Origin of the sequence: Enterobacter sp. BNK-29, assembly GCF_048684785.1 — a bacterium.
In the GTDB taxonomy this organism is placed as follows: domain Bacteria; phylum Pseudomonadota; class Gammaproteobacteria; order Enterobacterales; family Enterobacteriaceae; genus Enterobacter; species Enterobacter cloacae_M.
Genome location: NZ_JBLQTU010000001.1, coordinates 919,075 through 933,716 on the forward strand (window position 1 = coordinate 919,075; position 14,642 = coordinate 933,716).

10 protein-coding genes are annotated in these 14,642 nt (G+C 59.3%); 4 read left to right on the plus strand and 6 right to left on the minus strand.

From position 1 onward, the window contains the following. Position 1: 1 nt before the first annotated feature. Entirely contained in the window at positions 2-4,954 is a 4,953-nt protein-coding gene (locus tag ACMGGX_RS04245; RefSeq protein ID WP_420298090.1) for an alpha-2-macroglobulin family protein, read from the minus strand. Between the two features lie 286 nt (positions 4,955-5,240). Between ACMGGX_RS04245 and ACMGGX_RS04250 the strand changes: the two genes are divergently transcribed. From ACMGGX_RS04250 to ACMGGX_RS04265, 4 genes are all read left to right on the plus strand, one after another. Beyond that, the gene (locus ACMGGX_RS04250; RefSeq protein WP_420298091.1) at positions 5,241-6,785 is read left to right on the plus strand and encodes a PTS transporter subunit EIIC; all 1,545 of its coding nucleotides are present in this window, start codon (positions 5,241-5,243) and stop codon (positions 6,783-6,785) included. Positions 6,786-6,797: 12 nt separating this feature from the next. After that, a complete protein-coding gene (locus ACMGGX_RS04255) occupies positions 6,798-8,165 on the plus strand; it encodes a 6-phospho-alpha-glucosidase (RefSeq protein WP_045888293.1) in 1,368 nt (455 codons plus the stop codon). Positions 8,166-8,255: 90 nt separating this feature from the next. Further along, on the plus strand, positions 8,256-9,101 hold the full coding sequence (gene sseA / locus ACMGGX_RS04260) for a 3-mercaptopyruvate sulfurtransferase (RefSeq protein WP_348561633.1): 846 nt from the start codon (positions 8,256-8,258) through the stop codon (positions 9,099-9,101). Beyond that, positions 9,101-9,871, plus strand: coding sequence for a MurR/RpiR family transcriptional regulator (locus tag ACMGGX_RS04265; RefSeq protein ID WP_063439987.1), 771 nt, complete (start codon positions 9,101-9,103; stop codon positions 9,869-9,871). The genes sseA and ACMGGX_RS04265 overlap by 1 nt, the downstream gene beginning before the upstream one ends. 17 nt (positions 9,872-9,888) lie before the next feature. On the opposite strand, the gene sseB is transcribed toward ACMGGX_RS04265, so the two are convergent. From sseB to hscA, 5 genes are all read right to left on the minus strand, one after another. Beyond that, positions 9,889-10,665 carry an enhanced serine sensitivity protein SseB gene (gene sseB, locus ACMGGX_RS04270; RefSeq protein WP_023308822.1) on the minus strand — a complete coding sequence of 259 codons (777 nt, stop codon included), beginning with the start codon at positions 10,663-10,665 and terminating at the stop codon, positions 9,889-9,891. A gap of 110 nt (positions 10,666-10,775) precedes the next feature. Beyond that, on the minus strand, positions 10,776-12,062 hold the full coding sequence (pepB, locus tag ACMGGX_RS04275; protein WP_023308823.1) for an aminopeptidase PepB: 1,287 nt from the start codon (positions 12,060-12,062) through the stop codon (positions 10,776-10,778). A gap of 180 nt (positions 12,063-12,242) precedes the next feature. Then, positions 12,243-12,443 (minus strand): Fe-S cluster assembly protein IscX, encoded by a 201-nt coding sequence (gene iscX, locus ACMGGX_RS04280; protein ID WP_003860650.1) that lies wholly within the window; start codon positions 12,441-12,443, stop codon positions 12,243-12,245. Between the two features lies 1 nt (position 12,444). Next, complete coding sequence (gene fdx, locus ACMGGX_RS04285) at positions 12,445-12,780, minus strand: ISC system 2Fe-2S type ferredoxin (RefSeq protein ID WP_003860652.1); 336 nt, start codon at positions 12,778-12,780, stop codon at positions 12,445-12,447. Position 12,781: 1 nt separating this feature from the next. Beyond that, on the minus strand, positions 12,782-14,632 hold the full coding sequence (hscA, locus tag ACMGGX_RS04290) for a Fe-S protein assembly chaperone HscA (protein WP_420298092.1): 1,851 nt from the start codon (positions 14,630-14,632) through the stop codon (positions 12,782-12,784). Between the last annotated feature and the right edge of the window lie 10 nt (positions 14,633-14,642).

The following is a 14,642-nucleotide window of genomic DNA, read 5'->3' on the forward strand; positions in this document are numbered from 1 at the left end:
ATTACGGAACAACAATCAGCGGGCCGCTGGCCGCCCCCGTTGCCCGCCACTGCGGAACGTACATAGACTCCACCATCGGGACCGGCACCTGATAGGTTCCCGGCGTCACGGCACGAGCCAGATAGACCAGCGTGACCGGCTGGCCTTCATTTACCGGCACGGCAGCCACAAAGCGGTCGTCGCGGAACTCCATATGCTGAATATCCGCCTGCTGCATCTGGCTGAGCAGGTTCTGTACCTCACTGCCGCTGTCCTGCAGGCTGGCGCTGCTGCTCGCCAGGTTCTGGTTTTCCAGCTCCAGACCCGCTGGGAGCAAATCCACCACCAGCGCATCCGGCACGTTCTGGTTGGCTTTAACTTCCAGCCACACCAGCACCAGCTCACCGCTCTTCAGCGAAGAGAGCGATTTACTGCTGCCGTCGGTTGCCAGGATATGACGTTCAACCTGCAGCACGTTCGAGCTCGGCTGAGGGGCATATTGCGGATAACCGGTGCTGTCCAGGCGTACCCACAGCGGTGTTGTCCCGGTATTGGTTACCTGCAGCGCGCCAAGCTGGTCGCCGCTCACGTTTTGCACCAGTGACTTATCGCCGCCTGATGCGGTCTCAGACAGCGAAGTTTTCGCCTGCCACGCACCAGACAAGGTTTGCAGCGAACGTCCTGCCAGGAACAGCGCATTGCTCTCCTGCGTTGACAGCCAGCGCTGACTGAAGGCCTGTTCAGACAGGGCATTCAGCAGCGTATTTTGCGCATCCGGCAGCAGCTTGTACTCCTCCAGAAGAGAGAGCATCAGCGCGTTATCGCGAAGCTGGCTGCCGTAATCGGCCATCCAGGTTTTGCTGTCGTTACGCGATGTTTTGAGCGCCAGGTCCAGCGCCTTCTGGCTGCGCGGCGCATCGCCCATCAGTTTGAGCGCCATGCCCAGCTGCATCAGCGGCAACCCGGAAGCCGCCTGCTCGTGGCGATCCCAGATTTCACGCAGCGCGCCCAGCGGTGCTTTTTGCTGACGTGCCAGCACCAGCGCGGCATAGGCCTGCACGGCGAACTTGCTGGCCTGAGTATCGTCGCTGTAGCGAATGGACATCATTCCCGGATCCTGCAGGTAGCGCAGCAGGCGGTTATTGGCGTTATTCACCGCATCGGCAGGTACGCTGTAACCCTGCTCGCCCGCGCGCACCAGGAAGTCGGTCACGTAGGCCGTCAGCCAGTACTCTTCCGGACCGTTTTTATCCCACAGCGCAAAACCACCGTCCTCACGCTGCATCTGCAGCAGGCGAGAGATGCCAATATCAATCGCCGCACGGCGCTTGTCATCGGTGTCGCCCTTGATGCCAAGTGCAGTCAGCTGCGCCGCGTTGGTGTAGAGCGACGGGAACAGGCCACTGGTGGTCTGTTCCAGGCAGCCATACGGATACGCCTGCAGTTCGCGAATATAGCGCGCCAGGTTAAGCGGTGGTTTGCCGCTCAGCAGCAGCTGTCCCTGCAGGGTAGCAGGAGAGAAACCGTTACTATGCTGCGCCGGTGCGGTCCAGGACTCGCCGGGATTCAGCATGGCACCAGTATTCACCGTCTGCGCCGGGAACGCCGGACGCACGCCGATTTTCCAGCTCTTTTGCTGCGGCGCGAAAGTCTCGCCCGGAAGCTGCAGGCCCGTAACCTGTGCTGTCACCTCGCCGTCACCATAACCCTCCAGCGCACGCACCGGAATAAACAGGGTGCTGCGCGCGCCAGGAGACAGCTGAACCGGCTGCGGCTGCCCGCCTTCCAGCGACAGTTTACCTGTCGCCGTCAGGGCGACGTTCAGCGTTTGCGGCTTGTCCGTCAGGTTGGTGAGGTCCAGCGTCAGCCGTGAGGTGTCCCCGCTTGCCAGGAAGCGCGGCGTGTTAAGCTCGGTAATGACCGGCGCGGCAACCACAACCTTGCTTTCACTGCTGCCGAAATCGTCTTCCGTCCAGGCCTGCGCCATCAGACGCAGCTCACCGTTGAAATCACCAATCGGCAGCGTAATCGTGCCTTCTCCATTGGCATCCAGCGTAATCGGCTGTGCCTGCTGGGCAATAATGGTGACGTGGTTCACCGGCGGCTTACCGCCGCGCTTAAGCTCATCACCGTCACCACCAAAGCGCAGCGCGGCCAGGCGGCCCTGCCCTTCGATGACCTGGCCGTAGATATCGTAAATGTCAGCGCCATAGCGCTTCTGGCCGAAGAAAGCCTGCCACGGATCGGGCGTAACGTAATCGGTAATATTCAGCACACCGCTGTCCACCGCAGAGACAAGCACATTCACTTTCTGCGGCACCGCACCCTCTTTCACGCTGGCTTTCACCTTCACTGTGAGCGTCTGGTTTGGACGCATTTTCTGCGGGTTATCGAGCGCAATGTTCAGACGGCGATTTTCATCGCCCATCGGCAGATGCAGCAGGCCGACCGCGCGTTTCGGCGTGGCGGATTTGGATTTATCACCAGGACGCACCACCAGCGTGCTCAGGTACAGATCGTGACGCTTCCAGGCTTTGTCGACCGGGATAGCGAGATCAAGCCCGTTTGCCGGTACGTCGATCTCTTTCCACCACAGCGGCCCTTCGCTGGACTCGATCATCGCATAGCCCTTACCTGCTGACGGCGCTGCAATGTGCAGGTTAATAGTATCGCCTGGCTGATAGGCTGGCTTATCCAATTTCAGCGTCACACGGTCAGGACGTGCAGCCCCGGTGCCGTCGCTGTTATCCTGCCAGCTGTAGCCTGCCCAGAAGCGCACGCTGCTGACCATCTCATCAGGCGCTTTAACTTCCAGACGGTATGAGCCCCACTCCACCGGGAAGGTGACTTTACCCGTCTCGTCAGCCTTGAGAGTCAGCTCCTGCTCGCCTTCGACCAGGTCTTTCTGATCGAACTGAGACTGCCAGCCTTCGCTCTCAGACCAGTTCCAGAAGTAGTCCCGACGCTCGCGAATGAGACGAACCTGTAAACCGGAAACCGCTTTTTTCGCTCCGCTGGCATCGGCGTAAACGATGTCAAAGCTGGCATTGCCGTTCTCGTCAACAATCGGCTGGTTGACGGTAGTATCGGTTCGGTAGTCGTAAACGGCTTTACTGGCGAACTGAGGGCGGATACCCGGCAGCTCAGCTGCAGGCCAGATTGCCTGCTCAGCGCGACGCGTCACCGGACGACCGCCCGACTCCAGCAGGCTGGCCTGCAGGATCAGCTGCAGCGGAGAGTGCACTTCTTTCCACTGGCTTTCGGTAGAAACCTGCCCACGCCCCTGCTCATCAAGCGTAAGCTGCACTTCATCCAGACTGCGGCTCAGGTTCTCCTCAGCGATATCGCCAAACTGGAAGCCCGGCAGCGCAGCCACCGCGTCACGCAGCGGACGCAGGAAAAGCTGGCCCTGCAGAGAATTACCGTTGGCCGGTGCGCCATACAGGTAATAGCCCACCACGTTAAAGTCCACGTTATCCTGCGGTGAAACCGGCGATTTTTGTCCGCTCAGGTTCAATGCCATACGCTCGGGCATGAAGTCTTCGACGTGGAAGTCCCACAGGCGCTGCAGGTTATCGCCCGTGTTGGCACGGATATGCCACATACCGGTCTGTGCTCCGCTGTCCAGCGGATAGTTAAAGCGATAGAGCCCATTCTCTGGCTTGACGACAATCGTACGCGCGACCTGTCCATCCGGGCGCAGCACGTCAAGCTTCACGGGCTGATCCGGAAGCGGCTTACCGTCACTGTCGCGCAGTAAGCCGTTGAGGATCACCGTTTCACCCGGACGATAGAGATCGCGCGGGCCAAACATAAAGAATTGCTTGCTGTAGCCGGGGCTACCGGCAATATCGAACTCCGCCAGATCCAGCGCCGGAAGCTTAAGGTCAAGCAGCGTGGTCTGGCCGTCTTTGCTCGCCAGAATCAGCACGGCTTCTTTGTCCGTTTCAAGCTTCGCATGACCGTCTGCATCGCTCTTCGCCTCAGCGAGAGTCTGGCCTTTGTCGTTCAGCAGCGTGACGGTCACGCCGGACTGCGCCGCACCGTTTTCCAGACTCTGAGTGAAAATATCCAGGCGGTTATGGTAACGGTGAGCGGACAGACCAATATCGCTTAAGGTAAAGAGCGTTGCGGCGTTGCTGTAGTTGTAGTGCCCTGCCTGGTTCATGACCGCGATGTAAACGCCAGACTGCTGGAGCGGTTTAATATCCTTCAGGGGCAACAGCAATTTTTCGCGCGTATTGCGCGCCGGATTAAGATCGAATCGACCGGTGTAAACCAGCTCCGCCATCTTCAGCAGGTTATCGGATTCCCAGTTGGTCAGAGAGTTACGGTACTCCCACTGGCTGACAAGGGAGGCCAGCGATTCCGGCTTCACACGGTAAAAGTTGACATCGACATTGTTGACGTTGAGCGCCATCACCGGCAGACCTTCCACCACCTTACCCGGCAGCAGCGAGCCGCGGCTGGCAAAACCAACGGTGGGTTCAATGTCACGGGTGGTCAGGGCTTTTTCATAATCAATGCCAAACGTCGCCTTGTTCAGCGCCTGCAGGTCACGTTCAACGGTGACGACCAGGTTACGGTTAGGTTCCAGATGGCGCAGTCGAAGCTCTTTCAGATTCGGCGCAAGTTCCCACGCCCCGTCAACCTTGCCGCTTTTCTTATCCACGACATGCACCGTTTTGGCGAAATCCTGATCGGGATTTAGCGGAACAGAAAAGGTCAGCACCAGCGTGGCGGCACCGTCGAGCTGAACTTCAGAGGTATCCAGCAACGTCAGCGCTTTTCCCTGACTCTGGGCAGCCAGTTTAGCCAGCGTGTCAGCATTAGGCTTTTCTGCAGCTTTCGGTGTGGATGCGGTGGATGCCGCGGGAGCCGCAGCCTGAGATTTATCGTCGCTGTTATCACAGCCGACAAGCGTAAACGTGGTAAGCAGCGCAAGAGAGAGCGCGGCTAAGCGAAACGGTTTCATCCTTTATCCCTGGCCCATGGAGCCTGTTGGTCGTCGTCCGGATAAGTATTATCCGCAAGTTTCATTAATTCAAAAAGGCCAATTTTAAAATCTGGAAAGCCCCTCGCAGAATGGCATCACGTCGCTACACCGTGATGGAACCGCGATCACAGCACATAACGTCACATGTTACCTTTCAAGTCATTTGTTTTTAAAACAAGAAGATAGCTGGCTAAGCTCGCCTGAAGGCTGCTAGTTTTATGACCATGACGCACCCCGAGTGCGCGGTTCAAAAAGAGAGAAAGCCATGAAACGAGCCGTGAACGCCCTACAAAATTTCGGAAAATCATTGTACGGACCGGTACTTATCTTACCGATCGTCGGTCTGTTTATCGCCTTTGGTAACGTACTGGGTAACGGTAATCTCGCTGAATACCTGCCGTTTCTGGGCCATCCGCTGATTCAGCATATTGGTCAGCTTATCGCGAAATCTGCCGTGTCGGTGCTGGTCAACCTCGCGCTGGTGTTTGCCGTCGGGATCCCGATTGGTCTGGCGACGCGTGATAAAGGCTATGCCGCGCTGATTGGTCTGGTGACCTTCGTCGTGTTCATCAACGCCATGAACGTCACGCTACAGCTGCAGGGCGCGCTGGCGCCAGCGGCCCAGATGAAAGCGGCCGGTCAGACCATGGTGCTGGGCGTGCAGGTGCTGGAGATGGGCGTTTTTGCCGGGATCCTGACCGGGGCGCTCTCCGGATATCTGTACAACAAATACTCCGGCGTACAGTTTAATGGCGCGATGGCGATTTACTCCGGCCACTGTTTTGTAGCCATCGTCATGCTTCCCGTCTCCATGCTGCTCGGCGTGGTGCTGAGTGAACTGTGGCCGTTTGCCCAGCACGGCATTAGCGCCCTGGCGCAGGCCATCAAAGGCTCCGGGCCGTTTGGCGTGGCAATCTACGGTTTCCTGGAACGTATTCTGGTCCCCACCGGTCTGCACCATCTGGTTTATACGCCGTTCCTCTATACCGAGCTGGGCGGCACGCAGGAGGTGTGCGGCGCAACCTATCAGGGCGCGCGCAATATCTATTTCGCTGAGATGGCCTGCCCGGACGTGAAGCAGCTCAGCAGCACCGTGGTATGGGACGCGCGCGGCATCAGCAAGATGTTCGGCCTGCCTGCCGCAGCCCTGGCGATGTATATGACCGCAAAGCCGGAGCGTAAAGCCATTGCGAAAGCCATTCTGATCCCGGCGGCGCTGACCTCGCTGCTGGTCGGCGTGACCGAGCCGATTGAGTTCTCCTTCCTGTTCGTCGCTCCGCTGCTGTTCGTGGTGCACGCGGTGCTGACCGGCATCGGCATGATGCTGTTCTCGCTGCTGGACGTTCACGCCATCGGCGCCAACGGGATTATCGACTTCATCCTCTACAACCTGCCGCTCGGCACGGAGAAGTCCAACTGGCCGATGTACATCGTGGTCGGGCTGATCATGTTTGCCCTCTACTTCGTGGTGTTCCGCTTCCTGATCCTGCGCTTCAACATGAAAACGCCGGGCCGTGAGGATGACGATCGGGAGACGCGCCTCTACAGCAAGCAGGAGTACCAGGCGAAGGGCAATAACGACGGGCTGGGCGAATCCATCGTGACGGGTCTGGGCGGCAGGGAAAACATTGAGGTGGTGGACAACTGCTACACCCGCTTACGCGTCACGGTGAAGGACGTCGCCATTATCGACGAGCCGCGGCTGAAGGCGACCGGCGCGAAAGGGATTATCAAACAAGGTAACAACGTTCAGGTGGTCTACGGGCTGCACGTCAAAAAAATGCGAGAAGCCGTTGAGACGTTTCTCTGAAAGGAGCTAAAGATGTTTACACCCCCATTCATTCTGTCGATTGCCGGCGGCGGCAGCACCTATACGCCGGGCATTGTGAAAAGCCTGATGGTGCGCCTGCAGGATTTCCCGCTGGCCGAAATCCGCCTTTATGACATCGACGAGGCGCGTCAGAACACCATTGCGCCCGTCGTCGAGAAGGTCATTCGCGACCACAGCCAGAGCATCAAATTTACCGTCACCAGTGACCCGGAAGTGGCGTTCAGCGGCGCGCATTTCGTCTTCGCCCAGATGCGCGTCGGCCAGTACAAGATGCGCGAGCAGGATGAGAAGATCCCGCTGCGCCACGGCGTGGTCGGCCAGGAAACGTGCGGGCCCGGCGGCCTGGCCTACGGACTGCGCACGATCCTGCCGATGGTGGAGCTTATCGATCTGGTGGATCGCTACGCGCATGAAAAAGCCTGGATCGTGAACTACTCCAACCCGGCGGCGATCGTCGCAGAGGGCGTGCGCCGCCTGCGGCCAAATGCACGGGTGCTGAATATCTGCGATATGCCGGTGGCCGCGATGCGCAATATGGGGGCGATTCTGGGTGTCGATCGCCGCAGGCTGGAGGTGGACTACTTCGGCCTGAACCACTTCGGCTGGTTTACCCGCGTGCTGGTGGACGGTGAAGACAAGCTACCGGAGCTGCGTAAGCATATCGCGAAGTTTGGCCTGCTGACGGAAGATGCGGCTAAAACCGATCCGCAGCATTCCGATCCTTCGTGGGTAAAAACCTGGCGCAACATTAAGCCGATCATGGATAACTTCCCGGAGTATCTGCCGAACCCGTATCTGCAGTACTACCTGATGCCGAACCAGATCGTCGAGCATCAGAACCCGGACTATACCCGCGCCAATGAAGTGATGGACGGGCGCGAGAAAAAGCTGTTCGCCGCAGCCGAAGAATATAAGCGCACCGGGATCCTGCCGGACGCCTTCCACGTGGGCGTCCACGGCGAGTTTATCGTCGATGTTGCCTGCTCGCTGGCCTTTAACCTGCGGAGCCGCCATCTGGTGATGGTGGAAAACCGCGGGGCGATTACCAACCTGCCTTATGATGCCGTGGTGGAAGTGCCCGCTTATATCACCTCCGAAGGCCCGGAACCGATTCGCGTCGGTCAGGTGCCGCTGTTCCATCAGACCCTTTTGCAACAGCAGCTCGCTTCTGAACAGCTGCTGGTGGAGGCCACCATAGAAGGCAGCTATGAGAAAGCCCTGCAGGCGTTTACCCTCAACCGCACCGTGCCAACCATGGAACATGCGAAGGCGATTCTGGATGAGATGATCGAGGCCAACCGCGACTACTGGCCTGCGCTGCAAAAAGCCTGGCAGGACGGCGAAACGGTGAAAAAATAGGGGCTTGCTCGCGAGTTGAACGTGGTTTGCTTGTCGGTGTCAGAAAAAACACCGACAATCCTTTTTTACGGAAAAGAATGGAGGCAACCCATGTCTACCTCATATTTTGTCGCCGCCGACTGGCTGATTGAGCACGGTGACGATCCGGAAGTTCAGATAATTGACGCGCGTATGGCCCCGCCGGGGCAAGAGCATCGTGACGTGCCCGGTGAATACCGTGCAGGGCATCTGCCTGGCGCGGTATTTTTTGATATCGAAGCCCTCTCCGATCGCAACTCTCCCCTGCCGCACATGCTGCCGCGCCCGGAAGCATTTTCCGTAGCGATGCGCGAGCTGGGCGTCAGCAAAGACAAACACCTCGTTGTTTATGATGAAGGTAACCTCTTCTCCGCACCGCGCGCGTGGTGGATGCTGAAAAACTTCGGCGTGGAAAAAGTGTCGATTCTGGCTGGCGGTCTGGCGGGCTGGAAGCGCGACGAGCTGCCGCTGCAGCAGGGCGACGTGACGCTGCCGGAAGGCGAGTTCGACGCCACGTTCGACGCGCACGTGGTGAAACGCCTGACCGACGTTCTGGTCGTGAGCCATGAAAAAACGGCGCAAATCGTCGATGCCCGTCCTGCTCCGCGCTTCAATGCCGAAGCGGATGAACCGCGTCCGGGGCTGAAGCGCGGACATATTCCGGAGGCGCTGAACGTGCCGTGGGGCGATCTGGTGTTTGAGGGCGAGCTGAAAACCACCGACGAGCTGCGGGCTATTTTTGACCGTGCTGGCGTGGATTTACATCGTCCGATTATTGCCAGCTGCGGCTCCGGCGTCACGGCCTGCGTGGTGATCCTGGCGCTCGCCACGCTCGGCGCGCGCGACGTCACGCTATACGACGGCGCCTGGAGCGAATGGGGTGCGCGAGACGATCTTCCTGTCGAACCCGCGAAATAATGGATAACCGCCTGGCCACGCTGTTAACGCGCGGGGCGTCGCTGACACGCGCGGAGTATCGCGTCCTCGCCCACCTCACGGAGCACCCGCTGCTGGTGGGCAACATCACGGTACGCGAGCTGGCGCAGGCGACGTTTGTTTCTACTGCCACCATCATGCGGCTGTGTCAGAAGCTGGGGTTTAGCGGCTTCAGCGAGTTTATCTGGCACTGCAAGCAGCTGCTCTCCGACACGCCGCATATTGCCGCTCAGGCGCCCTCCCTCCCAGAACTCCCGGTGCTGTTTAATCAGTTTATCGCCAACTATCAGCACACCTTCCAGTGGGTCACGCAGGAGAAGCGCCAGCAGTTTGCCGACCTGCTGCGCCAGAAAGAGAGCTTCTTTCTCTACGGGGCCGGGTTTTCCTATCTGTTTGCGGAGTACCTGACCAAGAAGCTGCAGGTGCTGGGCAAAACGGCGTTTATCTCCGGGCCAGGGGACAGCCGGAATATTTTCCTCAGCAACGCCGCCCGCTATCAGGTGTTTATTGCCGTCTCGCGCAGCGGCGAAACCGAGCAGGTGCTGGATAAAGCGCGGATTGCCAAAAACGTCGGTATGACGATTGTCGCGTTTACCCGCGCCTCGGCCAATACGCTGGCGGGGATGGCGGACGTGCATTTTGCCCTCTATGACGAAGCGGTACACTTCGCCGCCGAAGCCGCGGGGGTGACGTCGTTTGAGTCGAATCTGGTGCTGCTGATGGATTTACTGCTGCTGGAAGCAACGGGGTGATATTCACCCCGCCGTAATCAGATGATGCGGTTGGTTTTGAGATCGCGCAGGAAGCCGCCCCAGCGACGCTCGTAGAACGGCGTGATATGCTCGGTAATAAAGTGGCTGATGCCCTTCTCGCCGTTCTTCACCTGGCAGATATCAATCGGCTCGTCGCCCGGCAGCGTGTCGGTCGCCACGCTTCCCGCGGCCTGAATGATGTCGTCGATATCGCCGTCCGCCTCAATACCAATCAGCAGAACCGGCTGCTCGTCCGCACGCTCTTTAATGGAGCAGAGAAACGCGCGTCTAACCGGTTTCAGGGTTTTGAACAGCGTCGTCAGGGAATCAATCATCTGCGCGGGCGGCTCGGCTACTTCAGACAGCAGCAGCGTTTCGCCCCCTTCCAGCACTTCCTGGGTGCTGAGCGGGTTGCCCTCTTCACCTATCAGGTGGCTGATTTCACGCGGCGTAAACTCTTTCCCGGTCGGCAGCTTCGCGTTAAGGAACAGCGTCTGGCCCAGCGTCATTTCGAACAGGGTACGCACCGGCATCACCACGAACGCCTGTTCGTCTTCTACCGCTTCCTGCAGGGCTTCCAGCGAGGTGAAGAACGGGATCACCGACGTGCCGTCGTCTTTCTCCCAGTGCAGCAGATCCAGCGCGCTGTCTTCGACAACCTGCTCACCTTCCGCCGCGGTGCCCGGCACCCAGACGGTGGATTCCAGCAGCGTGCGGAAAAATGCCGGACGGTGTGCGGGCTCGGTCGCCGCCTGCTCCAGCAGAGTTTCTAATTCGTTTTTGGTTTCGGACATAACAATTCCAGATGATGCATTTCCCCTCACCCCGGCCCTCTCCCTCAAGGGGAGAGGGAGCAAACCATCCCCTCTCCCCTTGGGAGAGGGTTAGGGTGAGGGCAAAAAGATTACTCAGCCGTCAGCAGGTTCGCCACGGTACGCACGCCCAGACCGGTCGCGCCAGCGGACCACTGCTCAACCGCCGCTTTACGGTAGGTTGCTGAGCAGTCGATATGCAGCCAGCCTTCGTGATAATTCTCAACGAAGTGGGACAGGAAGCCTGCCGCCGTGCTTGCACCCGCAGGGTACGCCGCGCTCGCCGTGTTGTTCAGCTCGGCAAAGTTGGACGGCAGCTGGCTGCGGTGGAACTCGGCCAGCGGCAGACGCCAGAACGGCTCGTTTTCCGCAGCGGCGCTTGCCAGCAGGCGAGCGGCCAGCTTATCGTCGAAGCTGAACAGCGCGTGGTAGTCGTTGCCCAGGGCGGTTTTTGCCGCGCCGGTCAGGGTCGCCATGTCGATAATCAGCTCGGGCTTCTGCGCAGACGCGTCGATCAGGCCATCGGCCAGCACCAGGCGGCCTTCGGCGTCGGTGTTCATCACTTCGACGTTTTTGCCGTTGCGATAGCGAATGATGTCGCCCAGCTTGAAGGCGTTACCGCTCACCATGTTGTCCGCGCAGCACAGATACAGCTTCACGCGCTTGTTCAGACCGCGGGTAATGGCGAACGCCAGCGCGCCGGTGATAGTTGCCGCGCCGCCCATGTCGGACTTCATGGAGTCCATGAACGCGCTCTGCTTCAGGCTGTAGCCGCCGGTATCGAAGGTGATGCCTTTACCCACCAGGCAGGCAAAGACCGGCGCCGCTTTATCGCCGGTTGGGTTGTAATCCAGCGCCAGCAGGACCGGAGGACGCTCAGAACCACGGCCCACGGTGTGGATGCCCATATAATTCTGCTCGCGCAGGTCTTCACCTTTGGTGATGCGGTAGGACATCTTGTCGCCCGCCACGCCGCACAGCAGGTCAACCGCGCGCTGCGCCAGCTGCTCAGGACCAAGCTCTTCCGCCGGGGCGTTGATGGTGTCACGCACCCAGTCGATGATTTGCAGGCGGCTTTCCAGCTCTTTTTGACCGGCAGCGTCGAGGTTCGCCCACTCAATTTTGCGGGTGCCTTTCGGCCCTTTGTAGCCAGCCCAGAATGCCCAGCTGCGGTCGGTATCCCAGCCTTCGCCTTCCAGGGACACATGCTTAATGCCCAGGCCGTCAATTTTACGCGCGGCGCGCTGGATCAGGCCCAAATCATCGTTGCCCGTCAGGTGCAGGGTAATGCCGTCGTTGTTGATGCTGTAGGTGGCTTTCTCGCCCCAGCGCGCATCGGCTGGCTGCGTAGAGAGCGTAATCTTCATCGCTTCGGTCATTTTATTTATCCTTATTAGCAAACGGGCCGCCTGAAGGCAGCCCATAGAGTCTCTTTCCACTAAATGATTCGCGTTGCAGGAAGGCGGCAAGCGAGTGAATCCCCGGGAGCAGAGATAACTCTGTGACCGGGGTGAACAAGCGCAGCCAACGCATCGGCAACGTGAAGCATGACGTGGAAATTATTCTGCTTCATCTAACCAGACTAACAGAATCGCCTCCAGAATTTTTTCATTGGATGCGTTTGGATCGTCATCGAAATCCTCTAAATCGCAGATCCACTGATGCATGTCGGTGAATCGTACGGTTTTAGGATCGAGATCCGGGTTCGCGTCGTAGAGCGCTTCGCCGATTTCACGGCTGTCTGTCCACTTAAGTCCCATATCAATGCTCGCGTGCGTGGTTGATGGTGTAGCGTGGGAATTCCACGACCAGATCTTCATCGGTCACTGCGGCCTGGCAGCTCAGGCGGCTGTCAGGCTCCAGACCCCATGCTTTATCCAGCATGTCGTCTTCGTCTTCGGTGCTCTCGGCGAGAGAGTCGAAACCTTCACGCACGATGCAGTGGCAGGTAGTGCAGGCACAGGATTTTTCACAGGCGTGTTCCACTTCGATACCTGCACGCAGGGCAACATCGAGAATGGTTTCACCGGTCTTCGCTTCCAGAACAGCGCCATCCGGACAGAGGTCCGCATGAGGCAAAATAACAATCTTTGGCATATTAAACCTCGTCCACGGACTGGCCTTTCAGCGCGACGCGGACAGATTTGTCCATGCGGCGAGCAGCAAAGTCCTGGGTTTGTTTATCAACGTTTTTAATGGCTTCTTCTATTGCGTCAGCGTCATTGCCTTCTGCTACTGCGGTTAAGCGCGCGGCAGCGTCGTCAATCACCTGGCGCTCAGCGGCGCTTAACAGCGCGGCATCGGCAGCGAGCGCGCCGTTCAGGCTCTCCAGCACGCGGGCGGCTTCAACTTTTTGTTCAGCCAGCATACGCGCCTTCACATCCTGCTCGGCGTAGCTCATTGAGTCCTGAATCATGGAGGCGATTTCGCCATCGGTCAGGCCGTAGGACGGCTTCACCTGAATGGACGATTCCACGCCGGTGGATTTTTCCATCGCCGTGACGCTCAGCAGACCGTCCGCATCCACCTGGAAAGTGACGCGAATATGCGCCCCGCCCGCGGGCAGCGCCGGGATGCCGCGCAGCGCAAAGCGCGCCAGAGAGCGGCAGTCCTGCACCAGCTCGCGCTCGCCCTGCATCACGTGGATGGACATCGCGGTCTGACCGTCTTTGAAGGTCGTGAACTCCTGCGCGCGCGCCACCGGAATAGTGGTGTTACGCGGGATCACTTTCTCTACCAGGCCGCCCATGGTTTCTAACCCAAGCGACAGCGGGATGACGTCCAGCAGCAGCATTTCGCTGTCCGGCTTGTTGCCGACCAGAATATCAGCCTGGATTGCGGCGCCCACGGCAACCACTTTGTCCGGGTCGATGGAGGTCAGCGGCGTGCGGCCAAAGAATTCGCCCACGCGCTCGCGCACCAGCGGCACGCGGGTCGAACCGCCCACCATGACCACTTCCAGCACCTCGTTCGCCTCAACGCCCGCATCTTTCAGTGCGCGACGGCAGGCCAGCAGGGTGCGTTTCACCAGCGGGGCAATCAGATCGCTGAACTGGTCGCGGGCGATCTCACCCTGCCAGCCAGCAACGTTTACGGTAACCGTCTGCGCATCGCTAAGGGCGATTTTGGCGTCGATAGCCGCATCCAGCAGTTCACGCTGCACGCGCGCATCGCTGCGATCGCTGATGCCCGCCTGCTCGCGGATGTAATCCGCCAGCAGATGGTCGAAGTCATCGCCGCCCAGCGCGGAATCCCCGCCGGTCGCCAGCACTTCAAATACCCCGCGGCTTAAGCGCAGGATCGAGATATCAAAGGTACCGCCGCCGAGATCGTAAACCGCAATGACCCCTTCCTGACCGGAGTCGAGGCCGTAGGCAATCGCCGCCGCCGTCGGTTCGTTCAGCAGACGCAGCACGTGCAGGCCTGCCAGACGCGCGGCGTCTTTGGTGCCCTGACGCTGTGCGTCGTCAAAATAGGCCGGAACGGTGATGACTACGCCGTCCAGATCGCCGCCGAGCGTCGCCGTAGCGCGCGCCGCCAGCGCTTTGAGGATGTCGGAGGAAACGCGAATCGGGTTCAGCAGACCGGCCGCGGTCGCAATCATCGGCAGGCCGTTTTCACTGGCCTGCAGCTGATACGGCAGATGCGGATAGCGGGTCTGAATATCGGCCAGCGAGCGGCCCATCATGCGCTTTACGGAGCTGATGGTGTTGGCCGGATCGCGCGCGGCGTTGGCGCGGGCGTCATAGCCGACCGCGTGACCCTGCTGCTGGTAGTGGACCACGGAAGGCAGCAGATGGCGGCCCTGCTCGTCGGCCAGCGTTTCCGCCTGGCCGCTGCGCACGGTCGCCACGAGGGAATTGGTGGTGCCCAGATCGATACCCACCGCCAGACGACGCTGATGCGGTGCGGCACTTAAGCCAGGCTCACTAATTTGTAATAAGGCCATAATTGCTTCC

Excerpts from the sequence above, each read along its gene's own strand:
- ACMGGX_RS04265 (WP_063439987.1), top strand. The coding sequence starts at position 9,101 with ATGGATAACCGCCTGGCCACGCTGTTAACGCGCGGGGCGTCGCTGACA.
- fdx (WP_003860652.1), bottom strand. The coding sequence starts at position 12,780 with ATGCCAAAGATTGTTATTTTGCCTCATGCGGACCTCTGTCCGGATGGC.
- ACMGGX_RS04255 (WP_045888293.1), top strand. The coding sequence starts at position 6,798 with ATGTTTACACCCCCATTCATTCTGTCGATTGCCGGCGGCGGCAGCACC.
- ACMGGX_RS04250 (WP_420298091.1), top strand. The coding sequence starts at position 5,241 with ATGAAACGAGCCGTGAACGCCCTACAAAATTTCGGAAAATCATTGTAC.
- sseB (WP_023308822.1), bottom strand. The coding sequence starts at position 10,665 with ATGTCCGAAACCAAAAACGAATTAGAAACTCTGCTGGAGCAGGCGGCG.
- hscA (WP_420298092.1), bottom strand. The coding sequence starts at position 14,632 with ATGGCCTTATTACAAATTAGTGAGCCTGGCTTAAGTGCCGCACCGCAT.
- sseA (WP_348561633.1), top strand. The coding sequence starts at position 8,256 with ATGTCTACCTCATATTTTGTCGCCGCCGACTGGCTGATTGAGCACGGT.
- ACMGGX_RS04245 (WP_420298090.1), bottom strand. The coding sequence starts at position 4,954 with ATGAAACCGTTTCGCTTAGCCGCGCTCTCTCTTGCGCTGCTTACCACG.
- iscX (WP_003860650.1), bottom strand. The coding sequence starts at position 12,443 with ATGGGACTTAAGTGGACAGACAGCCGTGAAATCGGCGAAGCGCTCTAC.
- pepB (WP_023308823.1), bottom strand. The coding sequence starts at position 12,062 with ATGACCGAAGCGATGAAGATTACGCTCTCTACGCAGCCAGCCGATGCG.